This window comes from Bradyrhizobium sp. ISRA442, from assembly GCF_038085055.1.
In the GTDB taxonomy this organism is placed as follows: Bacteria; Pseudomonadota; Alphaproteobacteria; order Rhizobiales; family Xanthobacteraceae; genus Bradyrhizobium.
This window is the reverse complement of sequence record NZ_JALGCN010000005.1, coordinates 344,033-361,967: the sequence shown is the minus strand read 5'-3', so window position 1 is coordinate 361,967 and position 17,935 is coordinate 344,033. Positions and strand designations below refer to the sequence as shown.

Sequence of the window (17,935 nt, the reverse complement as noted above, 5' to 3'; positions counted from 1 at the left end):
GGCGATCGCTCGAGACGCCGGCCGGGCGCGCTTCGCTATCCGGTCGCGAAGCACCCAAGCGGCGAAGCAATCCGGCCACCAGCCCGGCCGGATTACTTCGCTTCGTTTCTCGGAAGCTCCATCCATCCCGTCATTGCGAGCGCAGCGAAGCAATCCAGAATCTTTCCGCGGTGACAGTCTGGATTGTCTCGCTGCGCTCGCAATGACGTCCGTGGTGAGCTCGTCACGCTCACGGCCTTTCGGCCGCAAGTCCGATCCTCATTTCTGACATTTCGGACACCAGAAGGTCGAACGGCCGTTCTGGGTGAAACGCTCGACCGTGCCGCCGCAACCGGGCGTCTTGCAGACGCCGCCTTCGCGGTCATAGACCTTGAACGAGTGCTGGAAATAGCCGAGCTCGCCTGAGGTCTGGCGATGATCGCGCAGCGACGAGCCGCCGGCCTTGATCGCATCGTTCAACACGGTGTGGATCGCGCCGACCAGCCGCTTGGCATGATCGCTCGGCTCGCCCTTTTTGGTCGCGAGCGTGGCGGCGATCCGCCGCGGCGACAGATGCGAGCGATGCAGCGCCTCGCAGACATAGATGTTGCCGAGTCCCGCCACCACGCGCTGGTCGAGCAGCGCAGCCTTCAGGCTCGTGGTCTTGCCTGCGCAGGACCGCGCCAGCATCGCAGCATCGAATTCATTGCCGAGCGGCTCGGGGCCGAGTCCGCGCAGCAACGGCTCCTCGTCGAGCGCGTTGCGCGCAATCACTTTCATGTAACCGAAGCGGCGCGGATCGTTGAAGACGACGTCGGCGCCGGAGGACATCCGAAACAGCACGTGGTCGTGCGTGGTGTCCTTGCCGCGCGGATAGTGAAACTCGCCAGGCGCCACGTCGTTGTCGGGCTTGATGACACGGAATGAGCCCGACATGCCCAGATGCATCAGCAGCACATCGCCGGAGACGAGATCGGCCATGAGATATTTTGCGCGGCGGCCGAGCCCGGTGACGACCTGCCCTCGGAGCCGGGCCACGAAATCCGGCTGAAAGGGAAAGCGCAAGTCGGCGCGGCGGGCCTCCGCACTCAAGATCTTGGCACCCTCCATGACGGGCTGGAGGCCGCGGCGGACGGTCTCGACTTCGGGCAATTCAGGCATGGTCAGGCATTCACCTTACGAGGGCAGTGTGATAGCGCCATTGCGGCGGCCGCGCTATGGTCCGCCTCGCGGAGTAGAGTAATGGATCGGCCGGGCGATACCACGCATTTTGGCTTCAGGGACGTCCCGCTAGGGGACAAGCAGACGCTGGTGAACGATGTGTTTCACAGCGTGGCGTCGCGTTACGACCTGATGAACGACCTGATGTCGGGCGGCCTGCATCGGGTCTGGAAAGACATCATGATCAACACGCTCGATCCGCCGAGGGGCGACCGGCCGTTCGCGCTGCTCGACGTCGCCGGCGGCACCGGCGACATTTCCTTCCGCGCCGCCAAGGCGGCGGGCCCCGGCTTCCACGCCACCGTCTGCGACATAAACGCCGACATGCTGGCCGTGGGACGCGAGCGCGCCGCCAAGCAGCATCTGGAGACCCAGATCGACTTCGTCGAAGGCAATGCCGAAGCCCTCGCCTTTGCCGATCGCAACTTCGACGCATATACGATTGCTTTCGGCATCCGCAACGTGCCGCGGATCGATCTCGCCTTGCGCGAGGCCTATCGCGTGCTGAAGCCCGGCAGCCGTTTTCTGTGCCTGGAGTTTTCCACCGTCGAGGTGCCCGGGCTCGACCGGCTCTATGACCTGTTCTCGTTCAAGGTGATCCCGCCGCTCGGCCGCATGGTGACGGGCGACGCCGAGTCCTATCGCTATCTCGTCGAATCGATCCGCAAGTTTCCGAAGCCCAACGCCTTCGCCGACATGATCCGTGATGCCGGCTTCGCCCGGGTGAGCTGGCAAACCTTGTCCGGCGGCATCGTCGCACTGCATTCGGGCTGGCGTTTGTGATCTCTGCCATCCCCCACATTGCGCGCCTGATGCGCGCCGCGTTCGTGTTCGCGCGCGAGGGCGTGTTCGGTTCCGTCGATCCGAGCCTGGTCCCGCCGCCCGGGCAGCTTGCGCTGAAGCTCGCGCGCCTCATCGAGCGGCGCGGCCCCAAGCACGGGCCGCGCGTGTCGCGCGCGTTGACGCGGATGGGCCCGGCCTATCTCAAGCTCGGGCAATTCCTGGCAACGCGCCCCGACGTCGTCGGCGTCAACATCGCGCGCGATCTTGAAAGCCTCCAGGATCGCCTGCCGCCGTTTCGGCAAGAGGACGCCGAGGCCGCCATCGTGACCTCGCTGGAGCGTCCGCTCAAGGATGTGTTCGCAAGCTTCGGTCAGCCGGTCGCGGCCGCCTCGATCGCGCAGGTGCATCGCGGCGAGGTGTTGCGCGACGGTATCCGCAAGCCGGTCGCGATCAAGGTGCTGCGGCCCAATGTGGCCGGGCGCTTCCGCCGCGACCTCTCCGATTTCTTCTTCGTCGCGCACAAGGCCGAAGCCTACTCGGCCGAAGCGCGGCGCTTGCGCCTCGTCGAGGTCATCAACACCATGTCCCGCGCGGTCGCCATGGAGATGGACCTGCGGCTGGAAGCGGCTGCGTTGTCGGAGATGGCGGAGAACACGCGCGACGATCCCGACTTCCGCGTGCCTGCGGTCGACTGGGACCGCACCACGCATAACGTGCTGACGATGGAGTGGATCGACGGCATCGCGCTGAACGATCACGCCCGCTTGCAGGAGGCACAGGTCGACCTGCCCGATCTCGGCCGCAAGATCATCCAGAGCTTCCTGCGTCACGCGCTGCGCGACGGCTTCTTCCACGCCGACATGCATCCAGGCAACCTGTTCCTGGACGATACGGGCCGTCTCGTCGCGGTCGATTTCGGCATCATGGGCCGGCTCGGGCTGAAGGAGCGACGCTTCCTCGCCGAGATCCTGCTCGGCTTCATCACCCGCGACTATCGCCGCGTGGCAGAGGTGCATTTCGAGGCGGGCTATGTGCCCGCGCATCACTCGGTGGAGAATTTCGCGCAGGCGATCCGTGCCATCGGCGAGCCGATCCACAACCGTACCGCCGAGGAAATCTCGATGGCGCGGCTGCTTACGCTGCTGCTCGAGGTCACCGGCCTGTTCGACATGCGCACCCGGCCCGAACTGATTCTGCTGCAGAAAACCATGGTGGTGGTCGAGGGCGTGGCGCGCGGCTTCGATCCCAGGCTCGACATCTGGAAGACCGCCGACCCCGTGGTGCGCGAATGGATCCAGCGCAATCTCGGCCCAATCGGCCGGGTGCAGGGCGCGCTCGCCGGGACCGGCGACCTCGCCCGTGTGCTGGCGAATCTGCCCGACATCGCCGCCCGCTCGGCCAAAGTGCTGGAGCAGCTCGAGACCATGACGCGGGAGGGCCTGCGGCTGTCGCCGGAAAGCATCGCGGCGATGGGCCGCAGCGAGGGCCGCAAGAACCGCTGGCGCACTGTGGCGCTCTGGATCATCGCGGCGACCTTCATCGGCATCCTGATCGCGGTCCGGAATCTATGATTGCACTGCAATCATGTGGGTGATAGCATCGCTATCATTCGGGTGATAGCATCGCTATCATTCCGTGCTGGAGGGCGTCATGGCAAGCCTGACCATCCGCAAGCTCGACGAGAACGTCAAAACCTATTTGCGCCTGCGCTCGGCCAAGAACCGCAGATCGGTCGAGGAAGAGGTCCGGGTTATCCTGCGCGAGCTGATCGAGGGCCGCGAGGAGCCGCTGACGCCATTGGCGGCACCACCCGATGCCGCTCCAGCCCCGGCATCCCAGCGCACCAGCGCGCTTCCCGAGGCCAGCGTCACCCTGATCATCGGCGGCGGGATCGCGGCCTATAAATCGCTCGATCTGATCCGCCGGCTTAAGGAGCGGCGCATCGAGGTCCGGTGCGTGCTCACGAAGGCGGCGCAGCAGTTCGTGACGCCGCTTGCGGTGGGCGCGCTCTCGCATGAGCGCGTCTACACCGACCTGTTCGACCCGCAGAGCGAGTTCGATGCCGGCCATATCCGGCTGGCGCGCGATTGCGATCTGATCGTGGTGGCACCGGCCACGGCCGATCTGATGGCCAAGATGGCAGGCGGCCATGCCGATGATCTTGCCAGCGCCATCCTGCTCGCCACCAACCGGAAGATTCTGCTCGCGCCGGCGATGAATCCGTTGATGTGGAACAACGCGGCGACGCGGCGCAACGTCGCGCAGCTCCAGCGCGACGGCGTGGTGCTGATCGGGCCGAATTCCGGCGAGATGGCCGAAGCCGGCGAAGCCGGCGTCGGCCGCATGTCGGAGGCGATCGAGATCGCATCCGCCGTCGAGCGCATGCTGCGTCCGCCGGTGCCACGCCCGCTCGCCGGCAAGCGCGTGCTGATTACCGCCGGTCCCACGCATGAGCCGATCGATCCGGTGCGCTACATCGCCAACCGCTCCTCCGGCAAGCAGGGCTTTGCCATCGCGGCGGCCGCACAGGCTGCGGGCGCCGAGGTCATTTTGGTGAGCGGCCCGGTCGACCTCGACGATCCCGACGGAGTTGCGGTCAAGCATGTCGAATCGGCGCGGCAGATGCTGGAGCATGTCCAGGCCTCGCTTCCGGTCGACATCGCGATCTTCGCGGCGGCCGTCGCCGACTGGCGGGTTGCCAATGAAGGCGAGCAGAAGCTGAAGAAGACACCGGCAGGCATGCCGCCGCTCCAGCTCGTCGAGAACCCCGACATCCTCGCCACGATTTCGAAACTGACAGACAAGCGCCCGCCGCTCGTCATCGGCTTTGCCGCCGAAACCGAGCATCTCATCGATAACGCCAAGAGCAAGCTCGAGCGCAAGGGCTGCGACTGGATCGTGGCCAACGACGTCTCGCCTGCGACCGGCGTGATGGGAGGCGATCGCAACACCGTTCACCTCATCAGCCGCAAAGACGGCGAGATCGCAGTTGATTCCTGGCCGGTGATGACCAAGGAACAAGTCGCCACCGAATTGATCGCACATGTCGCAAAGAGCGTGGCCGACAAATCCCTGGAGCCCGCGTCTTGAGCACGAAAATCACAGTCGAACTGCAACGCTTGGCCCATGCCGACGGCCTGCCGCTGCCGGCCTATCAGACCCCTGAAGCCGCCGGCCTCGACCTGATGGCGGCGGTTCCCGAGGATGGGCCCCTGACGCTGGCACCCGGCAAACATGCGCTGGTGCCGACGGGACTGGCGATCGCCTTGCCGCCCGGACACGAGGCCCAGGTGCGGCCGCGCTCCGGGCTCGCCGCCAAGCACGGCGTCACCGTGCTGAACTCGCCGGGAACGATCGACGCGGACTATCGCGGCGAGATCAAGGTTATCCTGATCAACCACGGCGACGCGCCCTTCGTGGTCAAACGCGGCGAGCGCATCGCGCAAATGGTGATCGCACCCGTGGTGCAGGCCGCACTGGTTCCTGTCGCTGCGCTGTCGGCGACCGATCGCGGCGCCGGTGGTTTCGGCTCGACCGGCCGCTAACGTACGGCAATTCCAGCCGAACCACCGCAGAATGACATGGGCTGGAACCGCCTGACCGGCATTTTTGTGGGGCCGCCCTTGCGTTCACGATCTGGACTCTTACCGGTCGAGTCACGATGAGGATATTGTCGTTTGATTCGCGTGCGGCGGGGGAAAGTCGTCGCGCGTAAATTCGTGCGGTCTTGGGGCAATTATGTCAGGCGTGATCGTGTCGATGCGTCGGACGCTGTTGTCGTGCACATCGCTGGCGCGCAACGGCCTTATGGGAAGTGCGCTGGCGGCGTTGCTGCCGGCAGCGCCTGCTCAGGCCGCCGACCTCGTCGACGCCCTCTCTACGTTGCTCGACTTCAACCGGCAGGAAGTCGCGGTGCTGACCACCGCGCTGTCTCTGCTCGGCTTCTCGGTCGTGGCCGCGATCCTGTTGATGCGCACGCGCGTGCGCACGGCAAAGAACGAGGCGCGGCTGCGCGCGCGAATCGGCGAACTGCAGCTCCAGGCCGACCGCTTGAGTGCGTTGCTGTTTGCCGAGCCGCAGATCCTGATCTCCTGGCCGGCCGGCGACAGCCGCGCGCAAATCTCGGGCGACATCTCCATGGTGATGCCGCGCGACGCCTCGCCGCAGCGCGTGCTCGCTTTCGGAACCTGGCTGCCGCCAGAACCGGCGCTGTGGATGGACCGTGCGGTCGACGCGCTGCGCGACCATGGCGACGGGTTCCAGCTCACTCTGACCACCGCCAACGGTCACACGCTCGAGGCCATCGGCCGCGCCATCGGCGGCCAGGCCATTGTCAGGATTCGTGAACTGTCGGGCCTGCGACGCGAACTGGCCGAGACCAGCCTGCGCCACAAGGCGCTGCTCGACGAGACCGAGATGCTGCGCGGCTTCGCCGCGGCGGCCCCGTGGCCGATCTGGGCCAAAGCCGAGAACGGCGCGCTGGCCTACGCCAATGCTGCCTATGTGCGCGCGACAGAGGCGACGAGCATCATCGACGCCCAGGCGCGCAAGCTCGAGCTGCTCGACAGCGCCGACCGCACCGCCATGGAGCGGAGCCTGAAGGAGGCCGCTCACTTCGCCTCGCGGCTGCCGATCGTGATCGGCGGTGAGCGCCGCATCTACGACGTGCACGCCGTCAATGTCGGCGGCGGCAGTGTCGGGGTTGCTATAGACGCCAGCGAAGCGGATGCGCTGAGCTCGGCGCTGGTCCGGATGGCGGAAGCGCATCGCCGCACGCTCAATCAGCTCTCCTCGGGCGTTGCCGTGTTCGACGGCCAGCGACGCCTCGCCTTCTACAATGACTCCTATCGGCGCCTGTGGGACCTCGACCGCACGTTCCTCGACAGCAATCCCGACGATTCCAGCGTGCTCGACCAGCTTCGTGCCGCGCGCAAATTGCCGGAGCAGCCGGACTTCCGCGCCTGGAAGGCCAAGCTGCACGAGGCTTATCGCGCGGTCGAAACCGCAAAGGACACCTGGTTCCTGCCTGACGGGCGCGCGCTGTCCGTCGTCACCACGCCGAACCCGGAAGGCGGGGTCACTTATCTGTTCGACGACGTCACCGAGAGCCTCGATCTCGCCCGCCGCTTCGATGGCCTGATCCGCGTCCAGCGCGAGACGCTGGACAGCCTCGCCGAGGGCGTGGCGGTGTTCGGCAGCAACGGCAAGGCGCAGCTATTCAACCCGGCCTTTGCCAGGATGTGGAAGCTGTCGAGCGAGGCGCTGCGCGAGGCGCCGCATATCCAGACGGTCGAAGGCTGGTGCCACCAATTATTCGACGACCCCTTCGTCTGGCGGCAGATCCGCGAGGCCATCACCTCGATCGAGAACCGCCTCGACGTACCGCTGAAGCTGGAGCGAAAGGACGGCAGCGTGCTGGACGGCATGATCCGGCCGCTGCCGGACGGGGCGACCATGCTGACCTTCCAGGACATCACCGACACCGAGAACGTCGAGCGTGCCCTGCGCGAACGCAACGAGGCGCTGGAGGCGGCCGACCAGATGAAGGTGGATTTCGTCCACCACGTCTCCTACGAGCTGCGGGCGCCGCTCACCACCATCATCGGCTTCGCGCATTTCCTCAGCGATCCCTCGACCGGGCCGCTGACGCCGAAACAGGCCGAATATCTCGACTACGTCACCAAATCGACCAACGCGCTGCTCGCGCTGACCAACAACATCCTCGATCTTGCCACCATCGACGCCGGCGCCATGAAGCTGGAGCTCGGCCCGGTGGACGTCAGCAAGACCATTGAGCTAGCCGCCGAAGGCATCCAGGACCGGCTCGCCACCGACCGCATCCGCCTCAAGGTCGAGATCGCGCCCGATATCGGCAGCTTTATCGGCGACGAGAAGCGCGTGGTGCAGGTGCTCTATAACCTGCTCGCCAACGCCGTCGGGTTTTCTCCCCAGGATTCGGCCGTCGGCATCAGCGCGCGACGCACCGAGCGCAGCGTGGTCTTCACTGTGACAGATTCTGGGCCTGGAATACCTGCCGACATGAAGGACAAGGTGTTCAACTGGTTCGAAAGCCGCTCGCAGGGCTCGCGTCACCGCGGCGCCGGGCTGGGGCTGTCACTGGTGCGCTCCTTCGTCGAGCTGCATGGCGGCAAGGTGCGGGTGGATTCGATCGTCGGCAAGGGCACGGTCGTGATCTGCGACTTCCCGACCGACCAGGCGGCGCATCGCGACGCCGCCGAATGACCGCGCCGACCACATTCTCCGTCGCGCTTGCCAACGAGGCGGCCACCGCAAAGCTGATGGCCGATCTCGCGCTGCTGGTTGGTCCGGGCGACCTCATCGCGCTCTACGGCGATCTCGGCGCCGGCAAGACCGCGGCCGCGCGCGCCATGATCCGCTATCTCGCCGACGACGAAGCGCTGGAAGTGCCGAGCCCGACCTTCACACTGGTGCAGAGCTATGAGCTGTCGCCTTTCCCGGTGCTCCATGCCGATCTCTATCGCGTGGAGGACGAGAGCGAGCTCGAGGAAATCGGGCTGTCGCCGCTGCCGGAAGGCACGCTCGTGCTGATCGAGTGGCCGGAGCGCGCGCCCTCGGCGATGCCTGAGGATCGCATCGAGATAGTGCTGACGCACCGGCCGGCGCTGGGCTCGACCGCCCGCGCCGCCGACATCACCGGCTACGGCAAGGGCTCAGCCCAAGTCGCGCGGCTGAAGGCGCTGCGCGAATTCCTCGACGCGTCCGGCTATATCGACGCGACGCGACGGCGGATGGCCGGCGACGCCTCGACCCGCTCCTACGCGCGGCTGCTGCGCGACGACGGAATCGTCATCCTCATGAACTTTCCGCAGCGGCCGGATGGTGCCGCGATCTACAACGGAAAGTCCTATAGCGCTGCGGTGCATCTCGCCGAGAACGTCAAGCCCTTCGTTGCCATCGACGAGGGCCTGCGCGCGCAGGGCATCTCCGCGCCCGCAATCCACCACGCCGACCTCGACCACGGCTTCCTGATCACCGAAGATTTTGGCAGCAAGGGCGTGATCGAAGGCGATCCGCCGCGGCCGATCGTTGAGCGGTACGAAGTCGCGACCGACCTGCTGGCTGTGCTGCATGCCAAGATTCTGCCGGAGACGCTGCCGCTAGCAGGAGATACGACCTACGCCATTCCGGTCTTCGATACCGACGCGCTGCTGATCGAAATCGGATTGATGCCGGAATGGTATCTGCCCGACCGCAACGCTCCGCTCAGTGACGAGGCTCGCGCCGAATTCGTCGCGATGTGGCGCGAGCTGCTGCAGAAGCCGATGGCCGCGCCGAAGACCTGGGTGCTGCGCGACTTCCATTCGCCCAACATGATCTGGCTTGCCGACCGCGACGGCATCGCGCGCGTCGGGGTGATCGATTTCCAGGACACCGTGCTGGGACCGCAGTCCTACGATGTCGTGTCGCTGCTTCAGGACGCCCGGATCGACGTGCCCGAAAGCCTCGAGCTGACGCTGCTGTCGCGCTACATCAAGGCGCGCCGCACCCAGGATACGAGCTTCGATCCCGCCGGCTTCGCCGAACTCTACGCCATCATGTCGGCGCAGCGGAACACGCGCCTGCTCGGCACCTTTGCGCGGCTCAACCGCCGCGACGGCAAGCCGCATTACCTGCGTCACCAGCCGCGGATCTGGACCTACCTGCAGCGCTCGCTGGCCCATCCCGCGCTGGCGCATTTGCGCGACTGGTACCTCGCCAACGTCCCGCCTCCCCAATCCTGACGCGGGGTCCCGATTTACCGGCTGTTAGCCAAGACGCCAGTATTGTGGCGGCGAGGCAGCCGGATAACCACGGGGCTGGAGCAGGATAGATGGCGGTGAAGACGGATCAGCGCGGGAACAACAACCGGGTTGTTTTCGAGCGCGGGATTCCGGCCCACATGATGGGTATCGACGGCACCTGGCGGCGTGACTGCACCATGGAGGACGTCTCCGAGACCGGCGCCAAGCTGACCATCGAGGGCTCCGTCGAAGGCTTGCACCTCAAGGAATTCTTTCTGCTGTTATCGTCCACCGGACTTGCATACCGACGCTGCGAACTTGCTTGGGTGAATGGCGATCAGATCGGCGTCAATTTCCTCAAATTGGGCGACAAGAAGAAAAGGGCACGTTCCACATCCGTCGGCGCGTGACGGCAACACTCGTCGTACAAACGTCACGTCGGGTGATTAAGGCGGTCGATGAACCATACGGTCGGCTACGCTCCGTGATAGGATTGCTGCGACCGCGAATTTCGAGAGTCTGGGAAAGCCAGGAATGTCCGTCAAACCGACGAAAGCCATGGTGCTCGCCGCAGGGCTTGGCCTGCGCATGCGCCCCCTGACGGACAGGATGCCGAAGCCGCTAGTGTCGGTGGCCGGACAGCCCCTGCTCGATCATGTGCTCGACAAGCTCGATCAGGCCGGCGTGGCCGAGGCGGTGGTCAACGTGCACTATTTGCCGGACCAGATCGTCAACCACGTCGCGGGCCGCCAGCATCCGCGCGTGACCATTTCCGACGAACGCGACCAGGTGCTCGGCACCGGCGGCGGCGTGGTCAAGGCGCTGCCGCTGCTCGGTGATGCGCCGTTTTTCCACGTCAATTCCGACACGCTGTGGATCGACGGCGTGCGCTCGAACCTGGCGCGGCTTGCCGAAAACTTCGATCCCGCAAGGATGGACATCCTGCTCTTGATGGCGCCGACCGCCACCAGCATCGGTTACAGCGGCCGCGGCGACTACGGCATGCTGCCCGACGGCGCCCTGCGCAAGCGCAAGGAAAAAGAGGTCGTTCCGTTCGTCTATGCGGGCGCAGCGATCCTGTCGCCGTCGATCTTCGCCGGCGCGCCGAAGGGCGAATTCTCGCTGACGAAAATGTTCGATCGTGCCAACGAGCAGGAGCGGCTGTTCGGACTGCGGCTCGACGGCGTCTGGATGCATGTCGGCACGCCCGACGCCGTGCACGCCGCGGAAGAGGCGTTTCTGGAGAGCGTGGCGTAGGCCACCATCACGGACGTTGTCATGCCCCGCGCAGGCGGGGCATCCAGGTACGCCGCGGCCTCTCCATGGAATCTCCGGCGTCTCTGGAACACTTCATCATCCGCTTTCGCGGATGATGACAGCGGTGAGAAAGGCGCCAGAGTCGCCCATCCTACGAGATGCTGCGAACAACGGGGAACACCTCGCCCGCACGCATGACCATTTGAGGCTCTCTCCCTATATTGGCGCCTGATTCCGAATCAGGCAGCTCATGCGCGTTTTCAGTGTCCCCGTCTCAGTTCCATTCCTGCGCACGGTCGTGTCAGCTCTGCTCGACGGCCGGCTGGTCGAGGGATTCGAGGCGCGGAAGCAGCCGGCGCGGCTTGCGGACGCCACGCTGTACCTGCCGACCCGGCGCGCGATGCGCGTCGTCCGCGAGATCTTCCTCGACGAGATGACGGCTGACGCGGCGGTGCTGCCGCGCATCGTCGCGCTCGGCGATATCGACGAGGATGAGCTCGCCTTCGCCGACGAAGCCGAGCAGTTTTCGGCCGCGGCGCCGCTCGACATTCCGCCGCGACTGGGCGAGCTCGAACGGCGGCTGACGCTGGCGCGGCTGGTCGCGGCCTGGGCCAAGGGCCCGGTGCTGGCTCCGCTGGTGGTCGGAGGTCCGGCTTCGACGCTTGCGCTCGCCGGCGATCTGGCGCGCTTGATCGACGACATGGTGACGCGCGGCGTCGACTGGAGCGCGCTCGACGGACTCGTGCCGGACCAGCTCGACCAATATTGGCAGCACTCGCTCGAATTCCTGCGCATCGCGCGCATCGCCTGGCCAAGTCACCTCGCTGAAATCAACAGGATCGAACCCGCGGCGCGGCGCGATCTTCTGATCGCCGCGGAAGCGAAGCGGCTGACCGCGCATCCGCGCGGGCCCGTAATCGCAGCCGGCTCGACGGGCTCGATGCCGGCCACCGCAAAATTCCTGCATGCCGTCGCTTCGCTGCCGCATGGCGCAGTGGTATTGCCCGGACTCGACACTGATCTCGACGAGGACGCCTGGCGGACCATTGGTGGCGTCCGCGATGCACTCGGCAAGTTCGCTGAGCATCCGGCGTCGAACCATCCGCAATATGCCATGCACGCCTTGTTGCAGCGGTTCGGCATCAAGCGCAGCGATGTCGACATCCTCCGGCCGGCAGCGGAAGGCGGCCGCGATCTCCTGGCATCCGAATCGATGCGGCCATCCGCCAAGACCGAGATCTGGCACGACCGGTTAAAACAGCCCGATGTCGCCGCAAAAATCGCCGCCGGCATGACGAACGTCGCCGTCGTCGAGGCGCCCAACCCCGAGATGGAAGCGCTCGCGATCGCCATCGCGATGCGCGAGGCGCGCCACCTCGGCAAGTCGGCGGCGCTGGTGACGCCGGACCGCGCGCTGGCACGACGGGTGATGGCCGCACTCACCCGGTGGGATCTCGCCTTTGATGATTCCGGCGGCGATGTGCTGATGGAAACCTCCGCCGGCATATTTGCGCGCCTCGCGGCCGAAGCGACCACGAAGGGATTGGAGCCGCCGACGCTGCTGGCGCTGCTCAAGCATCCGCTGTGCCGGCTTGGCCGTGCACCGGGCCAGTGGAAGGCGGCCATCGAGGGCCTGGAGCTTGCGGCGCTGCGCGGGACGCGACCGCCAGCGGGAACGGCGGGCCTAACCCGCGAATTCAACCGCTTTCGCGAGGAGCTCGCAAAGCTGTGGCAGAGCGAGGTCTCGTCGCTGCACCCCGCGGAACTCCGGGCGCGTCTCAAGGCCGAGGATCTCGATCGCATCCAGGCGCTGATCGCGGCCCTGCAAACTGCGTTGGCGCCGATCGAAAGTCTGGTACCAGCAAGGCCGTACGACTTCGCCGAGCTGGCGCATCGGCATCGCGAGATCCTGATCGGGCTGTCGCGCGACGAGCAGGGCATTCCGCTCGCCTTCGAGGAGCGCGACGGTTTCGCGCTCGCCGCCGCCTTCGATGATCTGCTGCGCGGCGGAACGACGAGTGGATTGATGGTGCCTATGCCGGACTATGCGGATGTGTTCCAGACCGCGTTCGGCGACCGCGCGGTACGCCGTCCGGACAAGCCGGGCGCGCGACTCCAGATTTACGGCCCGCTGGAATCGCGCTTGATGCAGGCTGATCGCGTCATCATCGGCGGACTGATCGAGGGCGTCTGGCCGCCGGCGCCACGTATCGATCCCTGGCTGAGCCGGCCGATGCGGCACGAGCTCGGCCTCGATCTTCCGGAGCGGCGCATCGGCCTCTCCGCCCATGACTTTGCGCAGCTACTCGGCGCGGACGAAGTCATCCTCACCCATTCCGCCAAGACCGGTGGCGCGCCGGCGGTGGCCTCGCGCTTCCTGCACCGGCTGGAAGCCGTCGCGGGCGATGCGCACTGGAAGGTCGCGAAACGCGCCGGCGAGAAGTACGTGCAGTTCGCGGGCGCGCTGGACCAACCCGAAATGGTCAAGCCGATCAAGCAGCCGGAGCCGCGGCCGCCGCGCGCCGCGCGGCCGCTCAAACTGTCGGTCACCGCGATCGAAGACTGGCTGCGCGACCCCTACACGATCTACGCCAGACACATTCTGCGGCTCGACGCGCTCGATCCCGTCGACATGCCGCTCTCGGCCGCCGACCGCGGCTCGGCGATCCACGATGCGCTCGGCGAGTTCACCGAAACCTATGCAGCACACCTGCCCGACGACCCCGCCCGCGTGCTGCACGCGATCGGCGAAAAGCATTTTGCGCCGTTGATGGAGCGACCCGAAGCGCGCGCGCTGTGGTGGCCGCGCTTCCAGCGCATCGCGCGCTGGTTCGGCGAATGGGAGACCGCGCGCCGCAATGTGATCGAGGCGATCACCGCGGAGACCCATGGTGAGATCTCGATTCTCCTCGACAATGAACGCAGCTTCCGCCTCTCCGCCCGCGCCGACCGCATCGAGCGGCGGCAAGGCGGCAGCTATGCTATCCTCGACTACAAGACCGGCCAGCCGCCGACCGCAAAGCAGGTCCGCATGGGCCTGTCGCCGCAGCTCACGCTGGAAGCGGCGATCCTGCGGGAGGGCGGCTTCCCCGACATCGACGCGGGCGCCTCGGTGAGCCAACTCGTCTATGTCCGCCTCAGCGGCAACAATCCACCGGGCGAGGAGCGCATCCTCGAGCTCAAGATCAAGCAAAGCGACACGCCGCAGCCACCGGACACCGCGGCCGCCGAGGCGAGGGTGAAGCTCGAGGCGCTGATCCGCGCCTTCGAGGACGAGAACCAGCCCTACACCTCGCTGAACCTGCCGATGTGGACCAACCGCTACGGCGCTTATGACGACCTCGCCCGGATCAAGGAATGGTCGGCGGCCGGCGGATTGGGAATCGAAGAATGGTGAAGGCGCCGCGTCCCATTCCCGACGCGGTGCGCGCGACGCAAGCACGCGCGTCGGACCCGACCGCCTCGGCCTTCGTGTCGGCCAATGCCGGTTCTGGCAAGACACATGTGCTGGTCCAGCGTGTGATCCGCCTGTTGCTGTCGGGCGTGCCGCCGGAAAAGATCCTCTGCATCACCTTCACCAAGGCGGCTGCCGCCAACATGGCCGAGCGCGTGTTCACCACGCTCGGCCATTGGGTGACGCTGGACGATGCCGCGCTCGACGAGGCAATCCGCGCGGCCGGCATCCCCTACCCCAACGCGAAGCTGCGCCGCGAAGCGCGAAAGCTGTTCGCCTGCGCACTGGAGACGCCGGGCGGGCTGAAGGTGCAGACCATCCACGCGCTGTGCACGCGCCTGCTCCAGCAGTTTCCGTTCGAGGCCAATGTGCCGGCGCGCTTCGCCGTGATCGATGAGCGCGACCAGACCGACATGATGGAGCGTGCCAATCTGAAGGTGCTGCTGGAGGCCGCGCGCGATCCGGAGAGCGTCACCGGCCGCGCGCTGCTGACCGCGATGGCGAACGCCGCCGATGTCACCTTCAAGGAGGTCGTGCGCGAAGCCTGTCTCAGCCGCGACCATTTCATGGCCTGGACCGACGAAGCCGGCAGCGCCCAAGCCGCGGCCGCGCAGATGGCGGCGGCGCTCGGCGTCGGTGCCGCCGACCGCATCGAGGACATCGAGCAGGAGATTCTCGATGGTCCGTTCCTGCCGCGATCGCGCTGGGACGACATCGCGTTTGCGCTGGAGGACGGCAGCAAATCCGACAACGATCAAGCCGGCCGTCTTCGCGAGGCAAAGGTATTCTCCGGCAGCACGCAGGTCGACGCCTATCTCGGCGTGTTCCTCACCGACGACAAGTTGCCGCGCAAGGCGGTGTTGACCAAGAAGTTTTGCGATCACAATCCCTCCGTCGCGCGCCTGTTCGAGGCCGAGGCGCAACGCCTTGGCGGGCTGATCGAGAAGCGCCGCGCGGTCACCGTCCGCGATCGCACCGAGGCCCTCTTGCACATCGCGACCGCTGCTGCAGCGAACTACCGGCGCGAGAAGCAGGAGCGCGGGCTGCTCGACTATGACGACCTGATCGACAAGACGCTGGCCATGCTGAACCGCGTCACCTCGGGTTGGGTGCATTACAAGCTCGACCGCGGCGTCGACCATGTGCTGATCGACGAGGCCCAGGACACGAGCCCGCGGCAATGGGACATCGTCGCGCACATTATCTCCGAGTTCACCGCCGGCGAAGGCGCGCGCGAAGGTCTGAACCGCACCATCTTCGCCGTCGGCGACGAGAAGCAGTCGATCTTTTCGTTCCAGGGGGCCGCACCCCACGAATTTGATGCGCGCCGGCGCGAGCTGCACCGCAAGTTCACCGCCGCGGGGCTGAAGTTCGATCCGGTCGCCTTCACCTATTCGTTCCGCTCGGGTGCAACGATCCTCCACTCGGTCGACCACGTCTTCCGCGCGCCGGAGATCTACAAAAGCATCCATGCGCTCGAGATCGGCCATCCCCTGCACAATGCGCTCGCCGATGCAGGTCCGAGCGTGATCGAGCTCTGGGACCTCGCCGAGGCCGACGACCGCCAGGATATCGAAGGCTGGCGCGCGCCGTTCGATGGCGTCTCCGTCACCAGTCCCGAAGTCAAGCTCGCCCGCCGCATCCAGGCCGAGATCAAGCGACTGGTCGAGAGCGGCACGCTGACCGGACACGAAGGCGAACGCCGGCCGCTGCGCTATGGCGATATGCTGATCCTGGTGCGCCGACGCGGCAACGCTTTCGACGCCGTCATCCAGGCATTGAAGCACGCCAATATTCCAGTCGCCGGCGCCGACCGGCTCAAGCTCACCGAGCACATCGCGATCATCGATTTGATGAACCTCGCCGATGCGCTGCTGCTGCCGCAGGACGATCTCGCGCTCGCGGTGGCGCTCAAGAGCCCGCTGTTCGGGCTCGACGAGGACGACCTCTTTACGCTCGCCTGGGAGCGCAAGGGATCGTTGCGCCGCGCACTCGGCGAGCACGCTGCAACACATGACAAGTTCAACGCGGCGCTGCGGCGCTTGGAAGCCTGCGAGGCGCGCGCGCGCGACGAGACGCCGTTCGCCTTCTATGCCTGGCTGCTCGGCGGCGACGGCGGCCGCGCGCGCATCCTGCGGCGGCTCGGCCACGAGGCCAACGACGCGCTCGACGAATTTCTGGAGCTCGCGCTGAACTATGAGCGCAAGGCGCCGGCCTCGCTGCAGGGCTTCATGGCCTGGCTGCGCTCGGCCGATACCGAGGTGAAGCGCGACATGGAGATCTCGCGCGACGAGGTGCGGGTGATGACCGTGCACGGCGCCAAGGGCCTGGAGGCCTCGGTCGTGTTCATGGTCGACACGACGTCCTCGCCCGCGGACACGCAGCGCCTGCGTCTGATCCATGTGCCGCGCGGAAATGGCCGCGAGGTGGTGGTTTGGGCCGGCCGCAAGGCGGATGATCCGGAGCCGGTCGTCGATGCGCGCAAAGCCATGCTCGAGGAGACCGAGGACGAATATCGCCGCCTGCTCTATGTCGCGATGACGCGAGCGGCCGGCCGGCTGATCGTCGGCGGCTGCATGCCCGGCAACATGAAAACGGTCCGCAAGCTGAGTTGGTACGACCTGATCGACACGGGGCTCACCGGCTCCGGCCTGGAGAAGCAAACGGTCGAGACGCCGCTAGGCAAGGTGACCCGCTTCGCCCGGCCTGAAGATGTCGCGGCGCTGGGAACGCCCGCGACCTCGGTGGACCAGGCGATCGCGCTGCCGGCGTGGCTACAGACGCCGGCGCCGCGCGAAATCCTCGACGACGATGCGGTGCGCCCGTCCGGGCAGGCCGCCGACGAAGGCCGCGCGGTTCGGACCGGCGAATCGGTCCAGTCCCGTGCGCTGGCGCTGCAGCGCGGCACGCTGGTGCACCGTCTCTTGCAATCCCTCCCCGACATCGCCACTGAGCGCCGGCGCGAAGCCGCGCTTGGCTTCATGACACGGAACGCGGCGGATTGGACGGAGGCTGACCGCGCCGCACTGGCCGACAAGGTGCTCGCCTTGATTGCCGAGCCGCGCTTCGCACCGGTCTTTGCCGCCGGCAGCCGGGCGGAGGTGGCCATCGCCGGCCGGCTGGAGCGGCCCGGCCGGCCGCCGGCGCTGGTGTCCGGGCAAATCGACCGGCTTGTCGTCGGCCCGAACGAGGTTCTGATCGTCGATTTCAAGACCAATCAAGCGGCGCCCAAGAGCGCCGCTGAGGCGCCGGCGGCCTATGTCCGGCAGCTCGCGCTGTACCGGGCGGTGCTCGCCCGGCTTTATCCCCAGACGCCGATCCGTGCCGTCCTGCTCTGGACCGAGGCTCTTGAATACATGGAGATTTCAGCCCCCGCGCTGGACGCGGCGCTGGCATCCCTTCATGTCGGCGTGAGCATCCTTGACCCGGCAAGGGGCCGTTCATAGGTTGACGCCATGATCCCGGGCGCGATTCCACG

Annotated in this window: 11 protein-coding genes; 10 read left to right on the top strand and 1 reads right to left on the bottom strand. The window is 66.4% G+C overall.

What is annotated here, in order from left to right:
• Positions 1-258 precede the first annotated feature (258 nt).
• Complete coding sequence (gene mutM, locus MTR72_RS13965; RefSeq protein ID WP_280967407.1) at positions 259-1,140, bottom strand: bifunctional DNA-formamidopyrimidine glycosylase/DNA-(apurinic or apyrimidinic site) lyase; 882 nt, start codon at positions 1,138-1,140, stop codon at positions 259-261.
• Between the two features lie 81 nt (positions 1,141-1,221).
• Here mutM and ubiE point away from each other — a divergent pair, with 81 nt between their 5' ends.
• The 10 genes from ubiE (at position 1,222) to addA (ending at position 17,903) form a co-directional block, all read left to right on the top strand.
• Positions 1,222-1,983 carry a bifunctional demethylmenaquinone methyltransferase/2-methoxy-6-polyprenyl-1,4-benzoquinol methylase UbiE gene (ubiE, locus tag MTR72_RS13960; RefSeq protein WP_280967408.1) on the top strand — a complete coding sequence of 254 codons (762 nt, stop codon included), beginning with the start codon at positions 1,222-1,224 and terminating at the stop codon, positions 1,981-1,983.
• Positions 1,980-3,554, top strand: coding sequence for a 2-polyprenylphenol 6-hydroxylase (ubiB, locus tag MTR72_RS13955; protein WP_280967409.1), 1,575 nt, complete (start codon positions 1,980-1,982; stop codon positions 3,552-3,554). The genes ubiE and ubiB overlap by 4 nt, the downstream gene beginning before the upstream one ends.
• Positions 3,555-3,633: 79 nt before the next feature.
• Entirely contained in the window at positions 3,634-5,073 is a 1,440-nt protein-coding gene (gene coaBC / locus MTR72_RS13950) for a bifunctional phosphopantothenoylcysteine decarboxylase/phosphopantothenate--cysteine ligase CoaBC (RefSeq protein ID WP_280967410.1), read from the top strand.
• Positions 5,070-5,528 (top strand): dUTP diphosphatase, encoded by a 459-nt coding sequence (gene dut / locus MTR72_RS13945; protein ID WP_280967411.1) that lies wholly within the window; start codon positions 5,070-5,072, stop codon positions 5,526-5,528. The genes coaBC and dut overlap by 4 nt, the downstream gene beginning before the upstream one ends.
• Positions 5,529-5,721: 193 nt before the next feature.
• Positions 5,722-8,226 (top strand): sensor histidine kinase, encoded by a 2,505-nt coding sequence (locus MTR72_RS13940; RefSeq protein WP_280967412.1) that lies wholly within the window; start codon positions 5,722-5,724, stop codon positions 8,224-8,226.
• Complete coding sequence (tsaE, locus tag MTR72_RS13935) at positions 8,223-9,746, top strand: tRNA (adenosine(37)-N6)-threonylcarbamoyltransferase complex ATPase subunit type 1 TsaE (protein ID WP_280967413.1); 1,524 nt, start codon at positions 8,223-8,225, stop codon at positions 9,744-9,746. Before MTR72_RS13940 ends, tsaE begins: the two co-directional genes overlap by 4 nt.
• An 89-nt stretch (positions 9,747-9,835) precedes the next feature.
• Positions 9,836-10,156, top strand: a complete 321-nt coding sequence (locus MTR72_RS13930) for a PilZ domain-containing protein (protein WP_280967414.1) — start codon at positions 9,836-9,838, stop codon at positions 10,154-10,156.
• 124 nt (positions 10,157-10,280) lie between these two features.
• Entirely contained in the window at positions 10,281-11,003 is a 723-nt protein-coding gene (locus tag MTR72_RS13925) for a nucleotidyltransferase family protein (RefSeq protein WP_280967415.1), read from the top strand.
• A gap of 250 nt (positions 11,004-11,253) precedes the next feature.
• Positions 11,254-14,400, top strand: coding sequence for a double-strand break repair protein AddB (addB, locus tag MTR72_RS13920; RefSeq protein WP_280967416.1), 3,147 nt, complete (start codon positions 11,254-11,256; stop codon positions 14,398-14,400).
• Complete coding sequence (gene addA, locus MTR72_RS13915) at positions 14,394-17,903, top strand: double-strand break repair helicase AddA (RefSeq protein ID WP_341510419.1); 3,510 nt, start codon at positions 14,394-14,396, stop codon at positions 17,901-17,903. The genes addB and addA overlap by 7 nt, the downstream gene beginning before the upstream one ends.
• The last annotated feature ends 32 nt before the right edge of the window (positions 17,904-17,935 follow it).

Excerpts from the sequence above, each read along its gene's own strand:
- mutM (WP_280967407.1), bottom strand. The coding sequence starts at position 1,140 with ATGCCTGAATTGCCCGAAGTCGAGACCGTCCGCCGCGGCCTCCAGCCC.
- ubiE (WP_280967408.1), top strand. The coding sequence starts at position 1,222 with ATGGATCGGCCGGGCGATACCACGCATTTTGGCTTCAGGGACGTCCCG.
- coaBC (WP_280967410.1), top strand. The coding sequence starts at position 3,634 with ATGGCAAGCCTGACCATCCGCAAGCTCGACGAGAACGTCAAAACCTAT.
- MTR72_RS13940 (WP_280967412.1), top strand. The coding sequence starts at position 5,722 with ATGTCAGGCGTGATCGTGTCGATGCGTCGGACGCTGTTGTCGTGCACA.
- tsaE (WP_280967413.1), top strand. The coding sequence starts at position 8,223 with ATGACCGCGCCGACCACATTCTCCGTCGCGCTTGCCAACGAGGCGGCC.
- MTR72_RS13930 (WP_280967414.1), top strand. The coding sequence starts at position 9,836 with ATGGCGGTGAAGACGGATCAGCGCGGGAACAACAACCGGGTTGTTTTC.
- MTR72_RS13925 (WP_280967415.1), top strand. The coding sequence starts at position 10,281 with ATGTCCGTCAAACCGACGAAAGCCATGGTGCTCGCCGCAGGGCTTGGC.
- addB (WP_280967416.1), top strand. The coding sequence starts at position 11,254 with ATGCGCGTTTTCAGTGTCCCCGTCTCAGTTCCATTCCTGCGCACGGTC.
- addA (WP_341510419.1), top strand. The coding sequence starts at position 14,394 with ATGGTGAAGGCGCCGCGTCCCATTCCCGACGCGGTGCGCGCGACGCAA.